The sequence below is a fragment of the Paenochrobactrum sp. BZR 201-1 genome (genome assembly GCF_044987585.2).
In the GTDB taxonomy this organism is placed as follows: Bacteria; Pseudomonadota; Alphaproteobacteria; order Rhizobiales; family Rhizobiaceae; genus Paenochrobactrum; species Paenochrobactrum pullorum.
On record NZ_JBJDRZ020000001.1, the window covers coordinates 64,560 to 84,010 of the forward strand.

Annotated in this window: 23 protein-coding genes; 10 read left to right on the top strand and 13 right to left on the bottom strand. The window is 49.3% G+C overall.

Features of this window, described 5'->3' with window-relative positions; genetic code table 11:
- Window positions 1-128 precede the first annotated feature (128 nt).
- Window positions 129-659 (top strand): inorganic diphosphatase, encoded by a 531-nt coding sequence (gene ppa / locus ACI0FR_RS00420; RefSeq protein WP_374828758.1) that lies wholly within the window; start codon window positions 129-131, stop codon window positions 657-659.
- 69 nt (window positions 660-728) lie between these two features.
- On the opposite strand, the gene ACI0FR_RS00425 is transcribed toward ppa, so the two are convergent.
- The 3 genes from ACI0FR_RS00425 to ACI0FR_RS00435 form a co-directional block, all read right to left on the bottom strand.
- Entirely contained in the window at window positions 729-1,034 is a 306-nt protein-coding gene (locus tag ACI0FR_RS00425) for a DUF167 family protein (protein WP_445482841.1), read from the bottom strand.
- 2 nt (window positions 1,035-1,036) lie between these two features.
- The gene (locus ACI0FR_RS00430) at window positions 1,037-1,327 is read right to left on the bottom strand and encodes a YggT family protein (protein ID WP_374828760.1); all 291 of its coding nucleotides are present in this window, start codon (window positions 1,325-1,327) and stop codon (window positions 1,037-1,039) included.
- A gap of 130 nt (window positions 1,328-1,457) precedes the next feature.
- Window positions 1,458-1,988 (bottom strand): gamma-glutamylcyclotransferase, encoded by a 531-nt coding sequence (locus tag ACI0FR_RS00435; RefSeq protein WP_404906837.1) that lies wholly within the window; start codon window positions 1,986-1,988, stop codon window positions 1,458-1,460.
- A 125-nt stretch (window positions 1,989-2,113) separates the two neighbouring features.
- Here ACI0FR_RS00435 and ACI0FR_RS00440 point away from each other — a divergent pair, with 125 nt between their 5' ends.
- Window positions 2,114-3,142, top strand: coding sequence for a DUF2125 domain-containing protein (locus ACI0FR_RS00440; protein ID WP_404906836.1), 1,029 nt, complete (start codon window positions 2,114-2,116; stop codon window positions 3,140-3,142).
- A gap of 72 nt (window positions 3,143-3,214) precedes the next feature.
- Here ACI0FR_RS00440 and ACI0FR_RS00445 read toward each other — a convergent pair whose 3' ends face one another.
- The 4 genes from ACI0FR_RS00445 to ACI0FR_RS00460 all read right to left on the bottom strand — a co-directional run bounded on the left by ACI0FR_RS00445 (window position 3,215) and on the right by ACI0FR_RS00460 (window position 6,647).
- Entirely contained in the window at window positions 3,215-4,165 is a 951-nt protein-coding gene (locus ACI0FR_RS00445; RefSeq protein WP_374828763.1) for a prephenate/arogenate dehydrogenase family protein, read from the bottom strand.
- Between the two features lies 1 nt (window position 4,166).
- A complete protein-coding gene (gene hisC / locus ACI0FR_RS00450) occupies window positions 4,167-5,276 on the bottom strand; it encodes a histidinol-phosphate transaminase (protein ID WP_404906835.1) in 1,110 nt (369 codons plus the stop codon).
- Between the two features lie 191 nt (window positions 5,277-5,467).
- On the bottom strand, window positions 5,468-5,929 hold the full coding sequence (locus tag ACI0FR_RS00455) for a cyclic nucleotide-binding domain-containing protein (RefSeq protein WP_374828765.1): 462 nt from the start codon (window positions 5,927-5,929) through the stop codon (window positions 5,468-5,470).
- A gap of 34 nt (window positions 5,930-5,963) precedes the next feature.
- Window positions 5,964-6,647 carry a response regulator transcription factor gene (locus ACI0FR_RS00460; protein ID WP_374828766.1) on the bottom strand — a complete coding sequence of 228 codons (684 nt, stop codon included), beginning with the start codon at window positions 6,645-6,647 and terminating at the stop codon, window positions 5,964-5,966.
- Between the two features lie 431 nt (window positions 6,648-7,078).
- Between ACI0FR_RS00460 and ACI0FR_RS00465 the strand changes: the two genes are divergently transcribed.
- The gene (locus ACI0FR_RS00465; protein WP_404906834.1) at window positions 7,079-8,305 is read left to right on the top strand and encodes a LicD family protein; all 1,227 of its coding nucleotides are present in this window, start codon (window positions 7,079-7,081) and stop codon (window positions 8,303-8,305) included.
- Here ACI0FR_RS00465 and ACI0FR_RS00470 read toward each other — a convergent pair.
- The 5 genes from ACI0FR_RS00470 to tsaD are packed head-to-tail and all read right to left on the bottom strand — an operon-like array spanning window position 8,298 to window position 11,851.
- Window positions 8,298-8,993: a class I SAM-dependent methyltransferase gene (locus ACI0FR_RS00470; RefSeq protein ID WP_404906833.1), complete on the bottom strand. Its 696-nt coding sequence runs from the start codon at window positions 8,991-8,993 to the stop codon at window positions 8,298-8,300. The genes ACI0FR_RS00465 and ACI0FR_RS00470 overlap by 8 nt on opposite strands.
- 3 nt (window positions 8,994-8,996) lie before the next feature.
- The gene (locus tag ACI0FR_RS00475; RefSeq protein WP_374828769.1) at window positions 8,997-9,428 is read right to left on the bottom strand and encodes an EVE domain-containing protein; all 432 of its coding nucleotides are present in this window, start codon (window positions 9,426-9,428) and stop codon (window positions 8,997-8,999) included.
- Between the two features lie 36 nt (window positions 9,429-9,464).
- Window positions 9,465-9,755, bottom strand: coding sequence for a YciI-like protein (locus ACI0FR_RS00480; RefSeq protein ID WP_374828770.1), 291 nt, complete (start codon window positions 9,753-9,755; stop codon window positions 9,465-9,467).
- An 18-nt stretch (window positions 9,756-9,773) separates the two neighbouring features.
- Complete coding sequence (locus ACI0FR_RS00485) at window positions 9,774-10,760, bottom strand: NAD(P)H-dependent glycerol-3-phosphate dehydrogenase (RefSeq protein ID WP_404906832.1); 987 nt, start codon at window positions 10,758-10,760, stop codon at window positions 9,774-9,776.
- Window positions 10,757-11,851, bottom strand: a complete 1,095-nt coding sequence (gene tsaD / locus ACI0FR_RS00490) for a tRNA (adenosine(37)-N6)-threonylcarbamoyltransferase complex transferase subunit TsaD (RefSeq protein ID WP_404906831.1) — start codon at window positions 11,849-11,851, stop codon at window positions 10,757-10,759. The genes ACI0FR_RS00485 and tsaD overlap by 4 nt, the downstream gene beginning before the upstream one ends.
- 108 nt (window positions 11,852-11,959) lie before the next feature.
- Here tsaD and hemC point away from each other — a divergent pair, with 108 nt between their 5' ends.
- The 5 genes from hemC (at window position 11,960) to ACI0FR_RS00515 (ending at window position 17,257) form a co-directional block, all read left to right on the top strand.
- Window positions 11,960-12,886: a hydroxymethylbilane synthase gene (gene hemC, locus ACI0FR_RS00495; protein WP_404906830.1), complete on the top strand. Its 927-nt coding sequence runs from the start codon at window positions 11,960-11,962 to the stop codon at window positions 12,884-12,886.
- 17 nt (window positions 12,887-12,903) lie between these two features.
- On the top strand, window positions 12,904-13,641 hold the full coding sequence (locus ACI0FR_RS00500) for a uroporphyrinogen-III synthase (RefSeq protein ID WP_404906829.1): 738 nt from the start codon (window positions 12,904-12,906) through the stop codon (window positions 13,639-13,641).
- A 101-nt stretch (window positions 13,642-13,742) separates the two neighbouring features.
- Window positions 13,743-15,149 (top strand): COG4223 family protein, encoded by a 1,407-nt coding sequence (locus tag ACI0FR_RS00505; RefSeq protein WP_404906928.1) that lies wholly within the window; start codon window positions 13,743-13,745, stop codon window positions 15,147-15,149.
- An 11-nt stretch (window positions 15,150-15,160) separates the two neighbouring features.
- Window positions 15,161-16,768 (top strand): heme biosynthesis protein HemY, encoded by a 1,608-nt coding sequence (locus ACI0FR_RS00510; RefSeq protein ID WP_404906828.1) that lies wholly within the window; start codon window positions 15,161-15,163, stop codon window positions 16,766-16,768.
- 21 nt (window positions 16,769-16,789) lie between these two features.
- Entirely contained in the window at window positions 16,790-17,257 is a 468-nt protein-coding gene (locus tag ACI0FR_RS00515; protein WP_374828776.1) for a tellurite resistance TerB family protein, read from the top strand.
- A 51-nt stretch (window positions 17,258-17,308) separates the two neighbouring features.
- Here ACI0FR_RS00515 and aqpZ read toward each other — a convergent pair whose 3' ends face one another.
- Window positions 17,309-17,995: an aquaporin Z gene (gene aqpZ, locus ACI0FR_RS00520; RefSeq protein ID WP_374828777.1), complete on the bottom strand. Its 687-nt coding sequence runs from the start codon at window positions 17,993-17,995 to the stop codon at window positions 17,309-17,311.
- Window positions 17,996-18,186: 191 nt separating this feature from the next.
- Here aqpZ and ACI0FR_RS00525 point away from each other — a divergent pair, with 191 nt between their 5' ends.
- Both ACI0FR_RS00525 and ACI0FR_RS00530 read left to right on the top strand, forming a co-directional pair.
- Window positions 18,187-18,513 carry a hypothetical protein gene (locus ACI0FR_RS00525; protein ID WP_374828778.1) on the top strand — a complete coding sequence of 109 codons (327 nt, stop codon included), beginning with the start codon at window positions 18,187-18,189 and terminating at the stop codon, window positions 18,511-18,513.
- A gap of 42 nt (window positions 18,514-18,555) precedes the next feature.
- The gene (locus ACI0FR_RS00530) at window positions 18,556-19,356 is read left to right on the top strand and encodes a class I SAM-dependent methyltransferase (protein WP_374828779.1); all 801 of its coding nucleotides are present in this window, start codon (window positions 18,556-18,558) and stop codon (window positions 19,354-19,356) included.
- The last annotated feature ends 95 nt before the right edge of the window (window positions 19,357-19,451 follow it).

Genomic DNA, 19,451 nt, shown 5'->3' on the forward strand with positions numbered 1-19,451 from the left:
ACATTCATCAGATAGCGGCTCATATGCCATCACGCACATAATGACAATTCGCCGCTTTTTTCATTATTCGTTTTTGTTGCGCGAAGCCATGAAACCCGATATCAGAACGCCAAACGAAAGGATACGTCATGAATATTGATGCCATTTCCATCGGCTCCAATCCTCCCGAAGACGTCAACGTCATCATTGAAGTTCCGGTCGGCGGACATCCCATTAAATATGAGATGGACAAAGATGCAGGTGCACTGATCGTTGACCGCTTCCTCTATACGCCGATGACCTATCCGGGTAACTACGGCTTTGTTCCGCACACATTGTCAGATGACGGCGATCCGATCGACGTTTTGATCTGCAATACCCGTCCGCTGATTCCTGGCTGCGTGATCAATGTTCGCCCGATCGGCGTTCTGGTCATGGAAGACAATGCCGGCAAGGACGAAAAAATCATTGCTGTGCCATCACCGCACCTGACCCGTCGTTATGAAAAAATTCATGACTACTCAGACCTGCCGGAAATCACCTTGCAGCAGATTTCACATTTCTTCGAACATTACAAAGATCTCGAACCTGGCAAATGGGTCAAGATCGGCGAATGGGGCGATGAAGATTACGCACGCAAGCTGATTGTTGAAGCGATTGAACGCGCTAAAGGCGCTTAAAATTTCGCAAATCATTTGCAAAAATAAAAAACTGCCGATTTTCGCCGGCAGTTTTTTTATGCGTTCATTTTAACTGAACTGATCAAGGCGCTTTGCGAGTATTTCCGGATCACCACTGATGAAAATCTGTTTAATCCTTGAGGTCGCACCCGCATCGACCGAAACAGTGCTTGCCGGTACTTGCAAGCTTTTTGCCAGCAGCTTTTCCAGCGCTTTATTGGCAAGCCCTTTTTCCGGCACTGCCCGCACCCTTGCACTTAAATAACAACGTTCGTCAGCGCTTGTAATAACGGTTTCAACCGCATCTTTAGAAGCTTTGGGCGTAAGACGCACAAAAAGCGTCACGCCCTCTTTTTCAAGCCGGTAAAAACTTATGCTCACAGCACCATCGGCAGCAGTGTTGTCCACATAAAGCGACGGATGAAGAAAATGATGAAAAGCAGAATAACCGGCGAAATATCAATGCCGCTCAGTTGCGGCAAAATATTGCGGATCGGGCGTAATACCGGCTCGGTCACTTTAAACAAAAACTCACCAATTGAGGCGACAAAACGATTGCTCGAATTGATCACATTGAAAGCATAGAGCCACGAAAAAACCGCACTGGCGATAATAATCCATGTATAAAGATTGAGCGCCATATCGATTGTTTCAAATAATGCGATCATGCGTATCTCCTGAAAGAGGTATGACTTGAAGTCAAAGACATTTTTAAAAGCGCCATCAGATAATGATCGCTCTGATTTTGTCATTATTTAGCTGCTGCTTGATGGCAGAACAAGGGCTAAACCTGCAAATTCACTGTGTCAGCCGCGCCTGCACATGTTGCCAGATCATTTCCAATCCTTCATCTGCAACGCCTATCTGTTCTAAATGCTGCAATGTGGTTTTGACATATTCGTGGTTTGGCCCCGCATTGCCTGAAGCCGATGCCACAATATCGACGGCAAGTTCAACCGCCATCGGATGAGCATATTGCACATGATTACAATCTGCCACATAGACAATTGCCTCAGCCTTTTCGCCGTTAACCAACTCAATTGCCTGTAACTTTTCAAGATAAACATTGTTGACCTGCTCGCGCTCGCGCAAATAGTCCACAACCTGCTGGCTTGCATCTTCTGCGATTTTAAAAGCCATGCCATCACAAAACCCACCTTCATCCAAGCCCAGCACCAGACCGGGCTTTTCAGCTGTTCCACGGTAAACATGCGAATAAATGCAAAGACTGCGATGAAATCCGTGCAAACGTGCACGTTTGCTTTCCACAAAATCAAATCCCGGCCGCCACATCAGCGAGCCATATCCAAATACCCAAAAATCTTTCATAGTATTTTATCAATCATTAGGCTGGTCTCATTGCGAAGCGCTGTTATGTTACGCTACAAACATCCGTCAGATATGTTTGCAAATCAATCTGTAACTTCAGCGATTGAGCACAAGGCCGTTTTATAATGTCAGTGATACCCCCTGCGACACCACCTGCCGGTCCCTCGGGCAAAAAGTTGAAGCTGTTCTATATCCTGCTCGCAATTGTCGCTGCCCTTTATACAATTGGCTGGTTTTATCTGGCTAATAAGGTTGAAACACGCGCAGCCCACGACCTTAAAGCCCTCACCCAAAAAGGCATCAATGTTCAATGTGAAAACCTGAAAACCAGCGGTTTTCCGCTGAAGCTGGATGTGGTATGCGAAAGCATTTCCTGGCAACAAAAATCCGAGGCCATCAGTTTTTCAGCTGGTCACTTTAGTTCCGGTTCTGCGATTTATGCGCCGCTGTCTCTCAACAACCAGTTAACCGGCCCTGCCTTCATCACTTTTCCGGGTCTTCAGCCACTGGAAATCAATTGGAGTAGCTTTTCTTCCAATACACGGCTCGCGCAGCCCTTCCCGACAAAGATTTCAGTGAAAAGTTTTGATTTGGAAGTTGGACTGCGAACCGAACCAACAGCCAGCGAGCTTTTATCCAAATTGGAAGAACTGGAAATCAAACTTTCCAATGTGGACAATAATTTTAATCTTGATAGCCGTTTCGCCGGACTGGAATTTGCGCCGCAACTGACCAACCGCAATAAAATGCCGGCTATCGACGGCCTGCTTAACATCACATTATTCAATGCAAAAAATCTGATTGATAACCGTAATCAACCACTCACCGAAAGTCTGCGCGGCCAGTCGGGTGAAATTAAGCAAGTGCTGATTTCGCTCTCCAATGGTGCAATTATTTCGCTCAGCGGCCCCTTCTCGATTGATTATGATGGCGAGATCAACGGCCATATTAAAATTGCGCTGACCAACCCGCCAGCCCTTGCACAAGCCGCTCAAGCACTCTTCCCACAGGAAAGCAACAATATCACAACGCTGCTTTTTGCAATTTCTGCCATGCCGAAAGATGAAAACGGTAATCCGACGCTGGATGTCACCATCAAAGACGGTAAAGCCAATGCAGGCTTTATCCCGCTTGGTCGTCTGCCACCCCTGTGATCATTTCCAAGCAAAATAAAAAAGCCGCCTCTTTCATCAAAGAGGCGGCTTTTTTTAATTAAAATACAGCAATCAGTTTTTTGCCTGTTCTTTAGCAGGCTCTTTCACAGCCGCCTGGCGGCCAAAGTCCGGCGCATCCACTTCTTGTCCGGCATCAATAATACCGCGGCGCACATCGCGCGTACGACTGAAGAGATCGTAAAGCGCATCACCATCACCCCAGCGGATCGAGCGTTGCAACGAAGCCAAATCTTCCGAAAAACGACCAAGCATTTCCAGAATAGCGTCTTTATTATGCAGGCACACATCGCGCCACATGGTCGGGTCGGAAGCTGCTAAGCGGGTAAAGTCACGAAAACCCGATGCGGAATATTTAATCACTTCCGACTTGGTCACGCGCTCCAGATCGTTGGCCGTACCGACAATATTATAAGCAATTAAATGTGGCAGATGTGAAACAATCGCCAGCACCAGATCATGATGCTGCGGCTCCATATGATCAAGGCGCGAACCGCAGGCTTCCCAGAAAGCCGATAGCTTGTCGAGTGCTGCTTTATCCGTATCCGGCAGTGGTGTCAGAATGCACCAGCGATTGATAAAGAGATCGGCAAAACCGGCATCAGGACCGGAATATTCCGTTCCGGCAATCGGATGTCCCGGAATGAAATGCACGGTATCGGGCAGTTCCGGTTGCATCTGCTCAATCACAGAAGCCTTGGTGGAGCCCACATCCGTGACAATGGCTCCCGATTTAAGCGAGCCGGCAATCTGGCGTGCAACCGCACCGGAAGAGCCTACCGGCACAGAGATGATCACCAAATCGGCATCGCGCACAGCTTCGGCGCTATCTGTCGTGTAGGCATGCCCCAGTTGCAACTCTTCTGCGCGTTTGAGCGTTTCCGCGCTGCGGCTAGCGATGGTTACATGGTTGGCCAAGCCCTCGCGCTGAATAACCCGCGCCAAGGAAGACCCGATCAGGCCAATGCCGATAAGTGTGATTTTGTTAAATTGTGGTTCAGACATTTTACTGCTTCATAAAGTCGTTGAGTGCCGCGATTACGCCGCGATTGGCTTCTTCCGGGCCGATAGTCAGGCGCAACGCATTAGGGAACCCGTATCCCCCAACACGGCGCAAAATATAGCCATAGGAAGAGAGCCACTCATCTGCCTTCACAGCCGATTTGGCTGCATTATCAGGAAAATGGATCAGCAGAAAATTCGTAACAGACGGTGTGACCTTCAAACCCATTTTGGTCAATTCTTCGGTCAGCCATTCAGCCCATTTACTGTTATAAGCAATTGATGTTTCTACGTGGTTTCGGTCGCGGATTGCTGCCGCACCTGCCGCCAATGCAGCCGAATTCATGTTGAAAGGTCCGCGAATACGGTTCATCGCATCAATCATGTGTGCAGGCGCATAAGCCCAGCCCACACGCAGCGCTGAAAGGCCGTGAATTTTGGAGAAAGTGCGGGTCATCACCACATTTTCATTGGCAGAAACCAGCTCCACGCCAGCCTCATAATCATTGCGGCGCACATATTCCGAATAAGCGGCATCGAGCACCAAGATAACATTTTTCGGCAAACCGGCATGCAGGCGCTTGACCTCTTCAAACGGCAGATAAGTGCCGGTCGGATTAGCCGGATTGGCAATGAAAACAATTTTAGTGCGTGGTGTCACGGCTGCCAAAATGGCATCAACATCAACACGCAAATCTTTTTCCTGCACGGTGATAGGTGTGGCACCTGCCGCCTTGCTCTGGATTTCATAAATTGCAAAACCATGCTGCGTGATGATGGTTTCATCGCCAACTGATAAATAAACATGGCAGATCAGCCCGAGCAATTCATCCGAACCATTCCCGCAAATAATATTATCCGGATTCAAGCCGTGGGTCTGGGCAATAGCCTGACGCAGCTCAGTCGCCTGACCATCAGGATAAATCGCCAGCCGTTCTGCGGCGTGTCGATAGGCTTCCAGCGCATGCGGACTCGGCCCTAACGGCGTTTCATTGGCAGAGAGCTTATAGACCTTGGCAACACCTTCAACAGTTTCCTTACCCGGTACATAGGCAGCAATATCCATTACACCAGCTTTAGGAGTAGGGCGATTGAGGTTTTGATCGTTGGTCATCATTCTGTTCCGTCAAATGAAACTACAGTGATTAAGGAAAATCTTTATGCTCAGTCTCAATGCATAGCAAATGCATCATAGCGGCATAAACTCCCACTCCGGACAAGTCGAGCAAAACCTTAAAGCAAACGACAGAACAGCGCCGGAAATGATATTTTTATCGCATCCGGTAAGGTTTCATGAAGAAAACTTCAGTCTTGTTCAGTAAAATGATGGGAGATTTTTTCAATATCCCCCACCATCTTGTTCAAATCTTCGCTTATGCGCTGATAGAGATTGGCAGCAAGTTCAGGATATTCTTCCAAAATGCGGCGAAAAACCGTACGGCTGAGGCGGATGACCTCCGTCTCCTCTTCAGCCAAAGCGCCGGTCAAACGATCTGATTGTGCAATCAATGCCATTTCACCGATGATCGATCCGGAATGAACGGAACGCACCGGAACGCGCTCATTTTGCAAGCGATGAAACAAAACTATATGGCCTGATACGACGATATAGGCGCAATCCGCGCTTTGCCCTTCATGAAACAATTCACGCCCGGCGCGCAGAACCAAACGCTCTGCGCCAAAGGCAAGTAAGCGCAACTGCTCACCGTTGAAGGTTTCAAACAGCCCTACTTTGCTTAAAATGCGGATATCATCATCAAGTGCCATATAGGTCTTTTACACTTTCGGGTGACTTATTCCATCATGGCACAAGTTTATATCCCCCGCTTTCTGTCACAAGCAATGAGACATTGGCAGGATCCTTCTCGATTTTCTGACGAAGACGGTAAACATGGGTTTCCAGCGTGTGTGTTGTCACACCGGAATTATACCCCCAAACCTCTTCCAGAAGCTCGTCACGCCCGACCACCTGTGTGCCGGAGCGGTAAAGATATTTGATGATCGCCGCTTCTTTTTCGGTCAGGCGAATTTTCGCGCCTTTCTCGTCGAGAAGCAGTTTTTGACCCGGTTTGAATGTATAAGGCCCGACCACAAAAGTCGCATCTTCACTTTGCTCATATTGGCGCAACTGCGCACGGATGCGAGCCAGAAGAACCGCAAAGCGGAAAGGCTTGGTGACATAATCATTGGCCCCCGATTCCAGCCCCAAAATTGTATCTGCTTCGGTGTCATGGCCGGTCAGCATAATCACAGGGGCTTTAAAGCCGCCAAACCGCAATTGCTTGACCGCTTCACGACCGTCCATGTCCGGCAAACCGACATCCATAATCAGCAGATCAATAATATTGCTCTTGATCACTTCCATGGCTTCGGCGGCCGTCGCTTCCTGCCGGATTTGAAACTCTTTGGCGAGCTCCAATTGCTCAACCAGAATGGCGCGCAGATCTTCATCATCATCAACAATGAGAATAGTGCGGTTCGTCATACCTGTCCTCTTTCTTCAGCCGGATAGCCATTAATGCGTCAGCTGTATTCCACCGGAACAATTACACATAGACTGCGCAACCTTGAACCGGCCGGTTCGCTGACTGAATATGGCATTGATTAGCTTCAAGTTGAAGACGTGAAAATAAAAAACCATGTTACATCCAAAATCAGCAATGCGCCAAACTGAAAAACAATGACTAACAATGTGCTGTTGTAGCAGCATTTTTACATTAAGTTATAATCTATTAGAATTATTGTTATGATTCCATTATGATAATATCTATCTGATGAAATCACCCGCACGTCTTGTGCGTATAAGATCTGCTGATCTGCCTGCGATCAGATCAGTTTCTTCATTGAAAAAGCGGTTGCAGACAGGGGAAATCAGGACCATGTTACTCACCTTAAAGAATATTGTGCATTATACGCATGCTTTCTAAAAACTACCGCCTGCTTATCTTCCTGAATAAAAATCATTCATGGCCGATGCGTTTTCTCATCAGCATTGCCGCATTTATTTTTGTTTTTTTCACCAGTTTTTCTGTGTCTCTTGCCAATTACGTTCGCCGTAAAGTCATGGACAATGATTTTAAACTGGCATTGCGGCAATTGCATTGGTTTGCCAGCCGCAGTTATTTGCAATTGAATGTTATTGCTGATCATTTTTTCGATTTCACAGAAGGCATGCGTTATAGCGAACTTGAAAGCACACTGCGTTTTCTGAAGCGGTATAAAAAGCGTAATAGCCCTTTTATCTATACGACTGACCAGCTCTATATTCTGGCACGTATGGCGCACAAAAAGCTTGCTGCAAAAGATCAAACCGGCTTTTTAAATCTTTATGAGCGCTATCAATATGCGGCAAATGATGCTTTGGCAGCCTATACAGATTTGCATTTTGAGAAAAATATCAAAAAGTTAAAGGCTGAGACCAATCAGTTTTCGCAAAATGATGCCCGCGAAGCATTGACCGACTTCTATCAGCTGGTCCCGCATGATGAACTCCCCTCCTATATTATATCCGGTACATTTTTAGGTGTCATCCGCGAAGGTGGCTGGCTGGCTCATGACTATGACATTGATTTAGGCATCCATAGCGAAAATTATAATTCCGGACGTCTGCAATCCCTGTTGGCACAAAGTGATCATTTCGTCACTCGTAAAACCGATCACCAGATACGGATCATCCGCGATGAGGACGATCTGTTTCAGCTCGAGAGACTGCCAACGCTGGTTAAACTCGTTCATAAAAACGGCATCAATATTGATGTTTTCATTCATTATCTCGAAGACGACATTCGCTGGCATGGTTCTGTCATCCATCGCTGGGACAACCACGATTTCGCACTCACCACTTATAATCTGGATGGTGTGAACGTGTTAGGTGCAGTTGAGGCGGATCGCTATTTAAGTGAAAATTACGGCAATTGGCGTGTACCGGTCACTGATTTCAACTGTACCACCGGCACGCCCAATTTAAGCGTGGTCAAAAATCTGTTCTCCGTCGCTCTTTTCATCAAGCGTGCAGGCTTTGCCAAAATGAGCGGCGATGCGGCTGACGCACAAAAAATCATCAGCCAGCTACAAATTTCCGGGGCGCTCACAATCAGTGCATCACCAGATGAACCGATGCATTTCAAAGCGGATTTTATTTGAGCGCTGCATCGGCAAAGCACCAAATACGGGTGCTTTTCACATCTGCATCTTCCAGCGCACGGGTAACAGGCACCTGATACAGTGCCTGCTCAGCCAAATTATTTTTCGGCAAATAGGCGCGCCCCGGATCGCCCATCAGCACCAGCGCACCGCGTTTGGCCAATTGACGAAACCATGGCATCAGCAAATCGGCAAAAGCTTTGTCATAAAAAACATCCCCCGCCAAAACCACATCCCAGCCATGATCCTGCCCGATCAAATTGTCGGAAATGCTTGATAAATCTACCCCGTTGGCAGCTGCATTAAGCGCCATTGCTGGCATGGCAAAAACGTCAATATCAGCGCAGATAACCGATTGAGCGCTTGCTTTCATCGCCGCAATACCAACAAGTCCAGAGCCGGAGGCAAAATCCAAAACTATCTTACCACGCACCAATTCAGGATGATCCAGAATATAACGGGCAAGGCCCTGCCCGCCGGCCCAGGCGAAAGCCCAAAATGGCGGAGGCAGGCCAATGTTTGCCAATTCTTTTTCGGTTTTATGCCAAAGGTCATGCGCTTCATCAGCCAGATAAAGCTGCAATTCCGGCACAAATTCTAAAGATTGAAGGCTGGTATTGTCTAAAATAAACGAGGTGATGCGCTCAGGCACTGCCTGCAAAGCAGCATTTGGCGCATCATTCTTCATCGTTTAAATGCTTTTCGGATCAAGACCGCCCATGCGGCATACTTCATCCCATTCGTCCTGCAAAACAGGCTGCACGGACAACCGCATAGAGGTGACAAGCGCCATTTTCTCCAAAACAGGATTGGCTTTGACGTCTTTCAATGTCACTGGCTTTGGCATATCGCAAACGGCACGAATATGGACGCAATCCCAGCGCGGATCATCAGTGGTGCTATCGGGTGCCGAAAGCGCATTCACTTCCACAATCCCCACCACTTCCAAACCTTCATTCGAATGGTAGAAAAAACCTTTATCGCCAATTTTCATCGCACGCATATTGTTGCGCGCCTGATAATTGCGAACGCCGTCCCATTCTTCACCGGTCGCACCCTTGGCTTTTTGCATGTCCCAAGACCATTTGAATGGTTCCGATTTAAAAAGCCAATAATTGGCCATGACAAAATCCTTTCGGAGAAATCAAACAGCGTAACTTTAAGCCGAGGCCGGATTGTTGAAAACCCAGTTCCACGGGCGTACTATGACCGATTCAAACAAGCCTGCAACGGCATAAGGGTCGCTGGCTGCAATTTTTTCAGCCTCTGCCTGATTGTCTGCTTCAATCACAACAAGACTGCCATTCGGCTTGTTGTTGCCGTCCAAAAAAGGCCCTGCGAGTTTCAATCGGTCGCCCAGACCGTTCAAAAATTCCACATGTGCCGGACGTGTGTCCATACGCAATTGCAGATGATCAGCCTTATCGTTGCAAAGAATTGCAAAAAGCATGCGTTCACTCCCGTTTTTTTAATCTTCTGTTTTAAGAGGCCGGTTAATCAGAGCGCTCACCGCATCATCAATGCTGATCTCTCCGGCCAAAAGTGCAGCCGTTGCATCAATAATGGGTGCAGCTATCTGATATTTGAGACAAAGCTCGGCGGCAATAGGGGCGGTCGCAACACCTTCTGCCAATGGACGGCGCGACAGATCTTCACCAGCGCCCAAGGCCATACCATAGGAATAATTGCGCGATTGCGGTGATGAGCAGGTCAGCATCAAATCACCCAAGCCCGACAAGCCCATAATGGTTTCAGGGCGCGCGCCCATTTTATGGCCGATACGACGCAATTCGACAAAGCCGCGCGTGACCAAAGCTGCCTGAGCACTGGCACCAAGGCCGCGCCCGATTGCAGCCCCAGCCGCCAAGGCAAGCACGTTTTTCAACGATCCGCCAATTTCCACACCGGTCAAATCATCGGTTGAATAGCAGCGAAATGCCGCCCCCGACAAAGCAACCGAGACCTGATCGGCAGTGGCGATATTTTTACTGGCAATGGTTACGGCTGTCGGCAATCCGCGCGCCACATCAGTGGCAAAGCTCGGCCCCGATAGCGCGGCAAGCTCGTGCTCCGGCAAAACTTCGCTCACCACTTCCGACATCAGCCTTCCGGTGCTGCGCTCAATGCCTTTAGCACATAAAACCAGCGGTGCGGATTGCGGGATGAGATCCGCCATTTCAGCTAAAGCAGCACCCATTGCCTGCGCCGGCATAACCGACAAAACAATATCGGCATTGTTCAAAACTTCTGCCGCATCAGTGCTTGCCTGCACACTTGCCGGCAGCACAATCTCGCCCAAATAGCGCTGGTTTTGATGGCTGAGATTAATATCCTCAACCGTTGCCGCATCACGGGCATAAAGCATGGTTTGGTGGCCATTATTGGCAGCCATCACGGCAAGTGCTGTGCCCCATGCGCCACCACCAAGCACAGCAATTTTTAAATTTTTCGTCATGCCTTGGCTCCTCTGCGTCCTGTTCCGATTAATGGCGTGGATTTTTGATCCAGCGGCCAACGTGAGCGCGGCGCAATATCAAGCGGATCACCATTTTTGCCAAATGATTCGTTTTGGCAAGCGCGTTCCACGCCTGCCCATGCAATCATCGCGGCATTATCGGTGCATAAATTATGCGGCGGCGCGACAAAACGGAAACCATATTGATCGCACAGATTTTGCAAAGCAGCGCGTAAAGCCTTGTTGGCCGCAACCCCGCCAGCCACCACCAGTTCCGGCATTGGCTTGTCAGGATATTCTTGCCTAAAACGCTTCAAAGAACGACTGACACGATCGCTCAATGTATCCGCAACAGCCAATTGAAAGCCTGCGCAAATATCGGCAACATCCTGCTCGCTTAAAGGTGCAATTTCTGTCGCTGTCTGACGCACTGCCGTTTTCAAACCGGAAAAAGAAAAATCAAGCCTTGCCTCACCTTTGAGCGGACGCGGCAGTGAAAAACGCTTCGGATCGCCTGTTAAAGCTGCCTGTTCAACAGCAGGCCCGCCCGGATATGGCAATCCCAGCAGTTTGGCAGTTTTGTCAAAAGCTTCACCCAAAGCATCATCAATGGTGGTGCCAAGACGGGTATAATCGCCAAGACCGCGCACCAACACCATCTGGGTATGACCACCGGACACAAGCAACAATAAATAAGGATAGCTCAAACCATCGGTGAGGCGCGCTGTCAGCGCATGGCCTTCCAGATGGTTGATCGCATAGAATGGCTTCTTCTCGGCCAAGGCGAGTGCCTTGCCGGTCATCAGGCCGACAATCAGCCCCCCGATCAACCCAGGGCCTGCGGTGGCGGCAATAGCATCCACATCACCAAGCTCGCAATCGGCCTCAAAAAGCGCTTGTTTCACCAGCCTGTCCAGAGCTTCCACATGCGCACGGGCAGCGATTTCCGGCACGACACCACCATAGGGTTCATGCTCGGCAATCTGGCTCAACACGACATTGGAGAGAATAACCCCATGTCCATTTTCATCCCGTTCGACTATTGCTGCGGCTGTTTCGTCGCAACTCGTCTCTATTCCAAGCACGCGCATTTGCGATTAGACCCTGAATTTGTTGCCCCCGAGAGGATTTTTGGTTAGGCCATAGGCTAAACCACATTATGACAAGTTTATGCAACCCGGTATCATGGACGAATGAATATGCAAACAGCATCCTTGAAGATCGGCACGCGCGGCAGCAAGCTCGCGCTTGCTCAAGCCTACGAAACGCGCCGCCGCCTGCAGGAAGCCCACGGCCTGCCTGAAGAGGCCATTGAAATCATTCCGATGTCCACCGCCGGTGATCGCATTCAGGATCGTCCTTTAGCCGAAATTGGTGGCAAAGGTCTTTTCACTGAAGAAATTGAACAAGCTTTACATGCGGGTGAAATTGATATCGCGGTACATTCCACCAAAGATATTCCAACCGTACTGCCGGAAGGTCTGCATCTGTCGGTCTTTCTGGAGCGTGAAGACCCTCGCGATGCTTTCATCGGCCGCAATGTCAAGAAATTCACCGATTTGCCGCAAGGTGCTGTCGTCGGTTCCTCTTCGCTGCGCCGTCAGGCCCTTATTCGTCGTCTGCGCCCTGATTTGAAAATTGTCATGTATCGCGGCAATGTGCAAACCCGTTTGCGTAAACTGGAAGAAGGCGAAGTCGACGGTACATTTTTGGCCGCTGCCGGTTTGCGCCGTTTAGGGCTGCAAGATGTCATCACCGATTTGATGGATCCGCATCATTTCCTGCCTGCACCCGGTCAAGGCGCTATCGCGATTGAAAGCCGCATTGGTGACACCCGTATTGATGCACTGCTTGCCCCGCTTGCCCATCGTGAAACACAAATTGCCCTTGCTTGCGAACGAGCATTTTTAGGCCATCTTGATGGCTCTTGCCGCACGCCGATTGCAGGTCTTGCGATCATCAATCAGGGGCATGTGCAGTTTAACGGTATGATTCTTACCCCCGATGGCACACAGGCACATCATGTCAGCGGCGAAGGCTCCATTGCGGATGCTGCTGCCATTGGTGAAGATGCAGCCAAGCGCGTGCGTGCGATGGCAGGCCCAGACTTTTTCAAAGATTGGTAAAATTAGGATTGGTGTGAGTGGAAACTTCATCCTCGGTAAAACTGCCCTCAGGCAAAGCAAAACGCATTTTAGTGACGCGGCCGCAACCAGCGGCAGCACGCACGGCGCATCTTTTGCAACGGGCCGGATTTATTGCGGATGTTTTTCCACTCACCGAAACACAAGCTCTGTCGCCGCAAATTGAGATCAAAACCTATGCGGCGATCACCATCACCAGTATTAACGCTTTACGCCATGCTGATCCGCAACTGCTTGAAGCTATCAAACATCTGCCGCTTTTTGCCGTTGGCGTACGCACAGCCGAAGTTGCGCGCGATTATAGCTTTGAAACTGTTATTGAAGGTGGTGGCGATGCGGTTCGTCTGGCCACAACAATGGCCGAGCATTTGCCCCAAGGCGCTGAGGTTATTTACCTTGCCGGACGGGTTCGCCAACCGATCTTTGAAGAACGCGTTCAAGCTACCGGTCTCGTGATGCAGGTCTATGATATTTATGACACTGTCGCCACGCATCCCGACCCGCAACAGATCATCGGCCAGCCTTATGCGGCGGTATTATTATATTCAGGTGTCACCGCTTCCCGCCTGAAATATTTGCAAGAGCAAACAGCAAAATCGCTTTTTCAGGCTGGTACCAAGTTTTTCTGCATCGCACCGCGAGTGGCCGAACTTTTGCCGGCGCAATGGAAAGACAACAGTTTCTCTGCCGATCATCCCGATGAAAACGGAATTTTTAGGCTATTTAAGCATATTTAACCGAAAATGAGGCAACGATTCCTTCATGCTTGGGTTATATCTGTTAAGTTGCTGACGATATAGATTGCTAATTGCTGCGTTAAATCATGACGAGAGGACCAATGGCAAAATCCGGAACACCGCGCCACTCAAAGCCAGTACGCAAACCCGTGACGATCGAACATGATCCGGCGCCGAAGCAAAAAACAGATGACACTGTGAACCCGAAGCCGCACACCCACGAAGCGGAGCCGGTTGGTGATTTCACCAAAACGCCAGCCTCTCGCCCGACGACCGTGAAGGCAGAAGTGCCAAAGCCGTCAGCTGCAAAACCAATGTCCTCGCCATCGCAGTCCGATACAATAAAGCCCGATACATTAAAGGATACAGGTTCCGTGTCACAATCCCACATGCAGGCCGAACCAAAACCGCAATCTCAAACATCGGCAAAAATGAGCGAACCGACAGCAGTCAAAAACACCCGCAATACCGGTTCCACACTGATAGCGGGCATTGCTGGCGGGATGATCGCCTTGGCAGGGGCGGCAGCATTGCAATGGGGCAATGTTATTCCCTCACCCGGCGCCCGCGTTACAGCCGAGCAATTAGCCCATCTGGAACAAGAAGTTTCAACACTTAAAATTGCGCCTGTGACAGCAACGCTCAATCAGGCCGGTCAGCAAAAACTCGATCAGGCTGAAAGTCTGGCACAAGCAACTGCCACCAAACTGGATGAGCTTGACAATTCGACAACAGAAAAACTCAATAATCTGCAAAATAAAGTCGACAATCTGCCCATCGCAGGCAGCGCCATTGTGGATGCAGATATTGAAGCACTGACTGCAAAAATTGCAGCCTTGGAAACACAGCTTGCAACAGCTGCATCAAAGGCAAACGAAGCAGTCGCCAATGCGTCAACCGATCAAAACTCAATCACCACATTGCAGGATCAGTTTACAGCTTTACAGGAAAAAGTCTCCGAGACATCACGCCAACCCGACATGGCAGCATTAATTGCCGCCAATTCGCTTAAAAATGCCATTGACCGCGGTGGTTCTTATGTTGCGGAACTGGAAACATTTACATCACTGCACCCTGCAGATCCAGCTGCTGAAATGCTTGAGCAGCACTCAATTACAGGCATTCCAACCATTGCTGATTTCAACGCGTGGTTTAATCCTGTTGCCGACAAAATCGTCGCAACAGCCAATAAGCCAGCCCCTGATGCAGGTCTATGGGAGCAACTGATGGCAAGCGCCAAAGGACTTATTAGCGTTCGTCCTGTCGGTGATGTCAGCGGCACTGGTGTCGGGCCAACCACGGCACGTATGGAATCAGCCCTTCATTCCGGTGATCTGGAACGCGCCATTAATGAATGGGAGCAACTTCCCGATGATGCCAAGGCCGTCAGTCAGGAGTTTGCCGATCAGATGAAACTGCGCCGTGATGCTGATCAGCTGCTTACACGCCTGATGACCCAGAGCCTGCAACCAAAGGCAGATGACGCCACGCCTCAGGCTGCACAATAAGGAGCCGGTGCATGATAAGAATTTTCATTTATGTGCTGATTATTGTTGCGTTGGGCTTGGGCTTTGGCTGGCTTGCAGATCGTCCCGGCGATCTGGTGATGATGTTTGGCGGTCAACGCTACCGCATTAGCTTGATGGTAGCTGCGGCCAGTATCGTTGCCATTGTCGCCGCATTCATGCTGTGCTGGTGGCTGATTAAAAACATCTATCAATCACCGCATATTTTGCGCCGTCATTTTCGTGCCCGCAAACGTGACCGCGGCTATCAGTCCCTTTCAACCGGACTGATTGCAGCCGGTGCAGGTGATGCAGAAGCAGCAAGACGAATGAGTGCTCAAGCTGGCAAATTGCTCAGCGCAGATCAGGAACCGCTGATCAAATTGCTGGAAGCCCAGACCGCTATGCTGGAGGGGCGTGCCGATGACGCGCGCAAAGGCTTTGAGGCAATGGTGGAAGATCCTGAAACTCGCTTATTGGGTTTGCGCGGCCTTTATATTGAAGCATTGCGTATGGGTGCCTATGACGCCGCCCGTAATTATGCAGCCGACGCTGCCCGCCATGCCCCGCAGCTGGAATGGGCTTCATCAGCGGTGCTTGGTCAGCTTTGTGCACAAGGCAATTGGGACGCAGCGCTTAACCTCGTTGAAGCACGCAAACAATCACTGCGCCAAAGCAAGATACAAGCCAAAAAAGAACGTGCGGCCCTGCTAACCGCCAAAGCGATGGCAAAGCTTGAAACCGAGCCGCTTGAAGCGCGCAGCATTGCACTGGAAGCGCATAAGCTTAATCCCGATCTTATTCCTGCGTCTGTTGTTGCCGCACGCAGCCTTTTTGCCCAAGGCGAAGTGCGTAAAGCATCCAAAATTCTGGAAGCTGCATGGAAAAAAGAACCCCATCCGGAGATTGCCGATGTTTATGTTCATGGCCGCAGCGGCGACACAGCCCATGACCGTCTGAAGCGTGCCCGCCACTTGGTGTCATTGCGCAGCAATAATGTTGAGAGCAATCTGGCACTGGCGCGAGCCGCCTATGATGCCAATGAATTCAAACTGGCGCGTGATCAGGTCGAACAGGTATTGCAATCCGCACCACGCAAAAGCGCTTATTTGTTGCTTGCAGACATTGAAGAAGCCGATAGTGGTGATCAGGGTTTGGTGCGCCAATGGCTGGGCAAAGCGCTTAAAGCACCACGCGATCCACTGTGGACAGCCGATGGCTATGTCTCGCAAGTCTGGGCTCCGGTTTCACCCGTCACAGGCCGCTTGAATAGCTTTGAGTGGAAAGTACCGGTTGAAGAACTGGCACCAATGATTGAATCAGAGCCGCAAGAAATACTCGGATCTCAAGATGATACAAAAGAAACGACGAATGCCGCCCCTGTGCTTGATCTGACACAGGTAAAGCCTGTCACGCCGCTTAAAAGCCAAGAACCGCAGCAGCCTGCTGAGGAAGCAACAAAATCAGTAGCTGATACCAACAAAGAAGAAATTGCCAAAACGACCGGGCAAAAAACGGACAAAAGCAAAAAAAGCAAAATTCCGCTGACAGTCGTGGATGATCCGGGTGTCCATCCGGACGATGTCGGCGCCATTAAAACCAATAATATGCGCTTGTTTTAAAACTTTTCATCGGGGAACTGCATGCTGGATCGATTACTTGATTTTATGAAAGACATTCAAGAAAGCGTCATGGGGGAGCCTGCTGAAAGTTTTTCCGAAGATGACCCTAGATTAGCAGCAGCAGCTCTTCTTTTGCACATTATGGATGTGGACGGAGACCGCCGCGAAGCAGAGCGTGATGTGCTTTATCGTACATTATCGGAAGCCTATGCCCTGCCCAGAGAAGCCGTCGAGCGTCTGATAAAAGCTGCAGAAAAAGCCGATCAGGAAGCGATCGACATTTATGGATTTGCGATGGTTTTGAAACGCCATCTCAACCATGCCGCCCGCCTCGAATTTATCGAGCTGATGTGGGAAATGGTTTATAGCGATGGTGCCGTGCATGAGCTGGAAGATGCCGTCATGTGGCGACTGGCCGATCTCTTGGAAGTGGCGGAACCAGACCGGATTGCCATCAGGCACCGTGTAGAAAAACGCTTTTGTGCATGAATATCAATCCGGTTTTTTATGATTAAAAGGCAGTACAGACTGCGTTTTGTTTTAATCTTTGCCGAGAAAAACTTTCCACGTTATCGCGCCAAGTGCCGCTCCCAATAAAGGTGCCAGCCAAAACAGCCAAAGCTGGCTCAAGGCAGCGGTTTCGGCAAACAGCGCCACACCGGTAGAACGCGCAGGATTAACCGATGTATTGGTCACCGGAATGGATACCAGATGAATGAGCGTCAGGCTCAAGCCAATGGCCAGAGGTGCAAATCCTTTGGGGGCCTGTTTTGACGTTGCGCCTAAGATGATCAGGATAAAAAAAGCCGTCAGAACAATTTCAATGATCAGCGCAGAAACCATATTGAACTCACCCGGCGACAGATCACCATAACCATTCGAGGCAAAGCCCTCAGGCGCGAATGTATCATTGCCTGAAGCAATAATATAAAGAAAAAATGCAGCAGCCACCGCCCCTGCAACTTGCGCCGCCCAATAAGGCACAATTTCATGAATTTTCATGCGACCACCGATCAAAAGTCCGAGTGAAACAGCCGGATTGAAGTGCCCGCCCGATATATGCCCGACAGCATAAGCCATCGTCAGCACACTCAAACCAAAAGCAAAAGATACGCCCAAAAAGCCAATACCAAGCTCAGGAAATGTCGCAGCCAGAATTGCACTGCCGCAACCACCAAAAACCAACCAGAAGGTACCTATAAATTCAGCGGACAATTTATTAACCATGTGTTAATCCTTTAGTGTACAAAGTATATTTTTTTGAAAATTTCATTTAAACGAAGAATTACTATTAATTTGCACGATCAATAAACGTATTCAATTCGAAATAGTTATGTAATATTATTATAAAACTTTCACAGTCAATGACTTAACAAAATAATCGACCTATGGCTTATTTAACCATAGACTGATATAAAATGTTCTTTATTATTAGCGCTTCCAAACCCGACTTAAAACAGTTGCGAGAATACCCAAAAATGGATTTTAGCGTGTTATCATCATCTCGTATCCCCTCTATAGCTGTTTTACTGCCGCTGCTGGCATTCATGCAGGGGTGTAGCGTTAATACCTATGCAGAAAAAATCACACTGGATAAGACAGTCATGCCGACCGAATGTGGCGGTTGGGAAAAGATTGATCTAAAAAAGCGAACTTCGCTTTTCCTGATGCGCGAAGATCCGCGTCTGATCGTTGAAATCGACAGCCACAATCTTAAAGGTCAAAATTTAGGGTGCTGGCAGTAATCATGCATATATTTTTCAAGATGCATGGGCTATGGTCATGCCATGCATCCTGATATTATTGCACTGCGCTCTTTTTACGACAGCAAACTGGGTATGATGGCAGAGCGATCCATCACCATGACACTCAGCGCCCTCTGGACACGCCTGCCTGACGAGCGCTTGGTTGGATTGGGTTATGCACTGCCTTTCCTCGACCGCTTTAAAGGTGATGCAGAACGCACATTTGCCTTCATGCCTGCCGGTCAAGGTGCCGTTGCATGGCCGCAAAGACAATCCAACACCACAGCTCTGGTTTTTGACGAAGAATTGCCGCTCCCTGATGCATCTATTGATCGCATCCTGATGGTGCATTCGCTGGAATTTTCAGAAAATCCGGCGGAAACACTCAACGAAATGTGGCGCGTACTTGCGCCCAACGGCCGCCTGTTAATTGTCGTGCCCAACCGTCGCGGTATCTGGGCACGTTTTGAACATACACCTTTTGGTAGCGGGCGGCCTTATAGTCGCGGACAAATCATGTCGGCACTGCGAGAAGCCAATTTCACCGCGACAGCCACCAAAGACGCATTGCATTTTCCGCCGACCTCGAAAAGCTGGCTGCAAAAACCGGTTTCTGCACTGGAACGCATAGCCCGCACCTGCTGGCCCGCTTTTGCCGGTGTATTGGTAGTGGAAGCCCAAAAGCGGCTCTATCAGGGCGTTCCGGTAGCACGTCGTGCATCACGTCGGGTCTTCGTGCCTGTCCTTACACCGCAAGGCACCGCACGCGGTTCAGCTAAAGCATGTCTCCCAAAAGTGGGCACCGGTTTTGGGATAAAGACATGCGTAAAAACAAAATGCTAGAGCGAGCACGGTGGATACGATTAAGTGCGACACGCTCTAAAAACACAGCGCTGCATAAAGCCAATAAAAACGGTCAGGCGCAAAGCACCTGACCA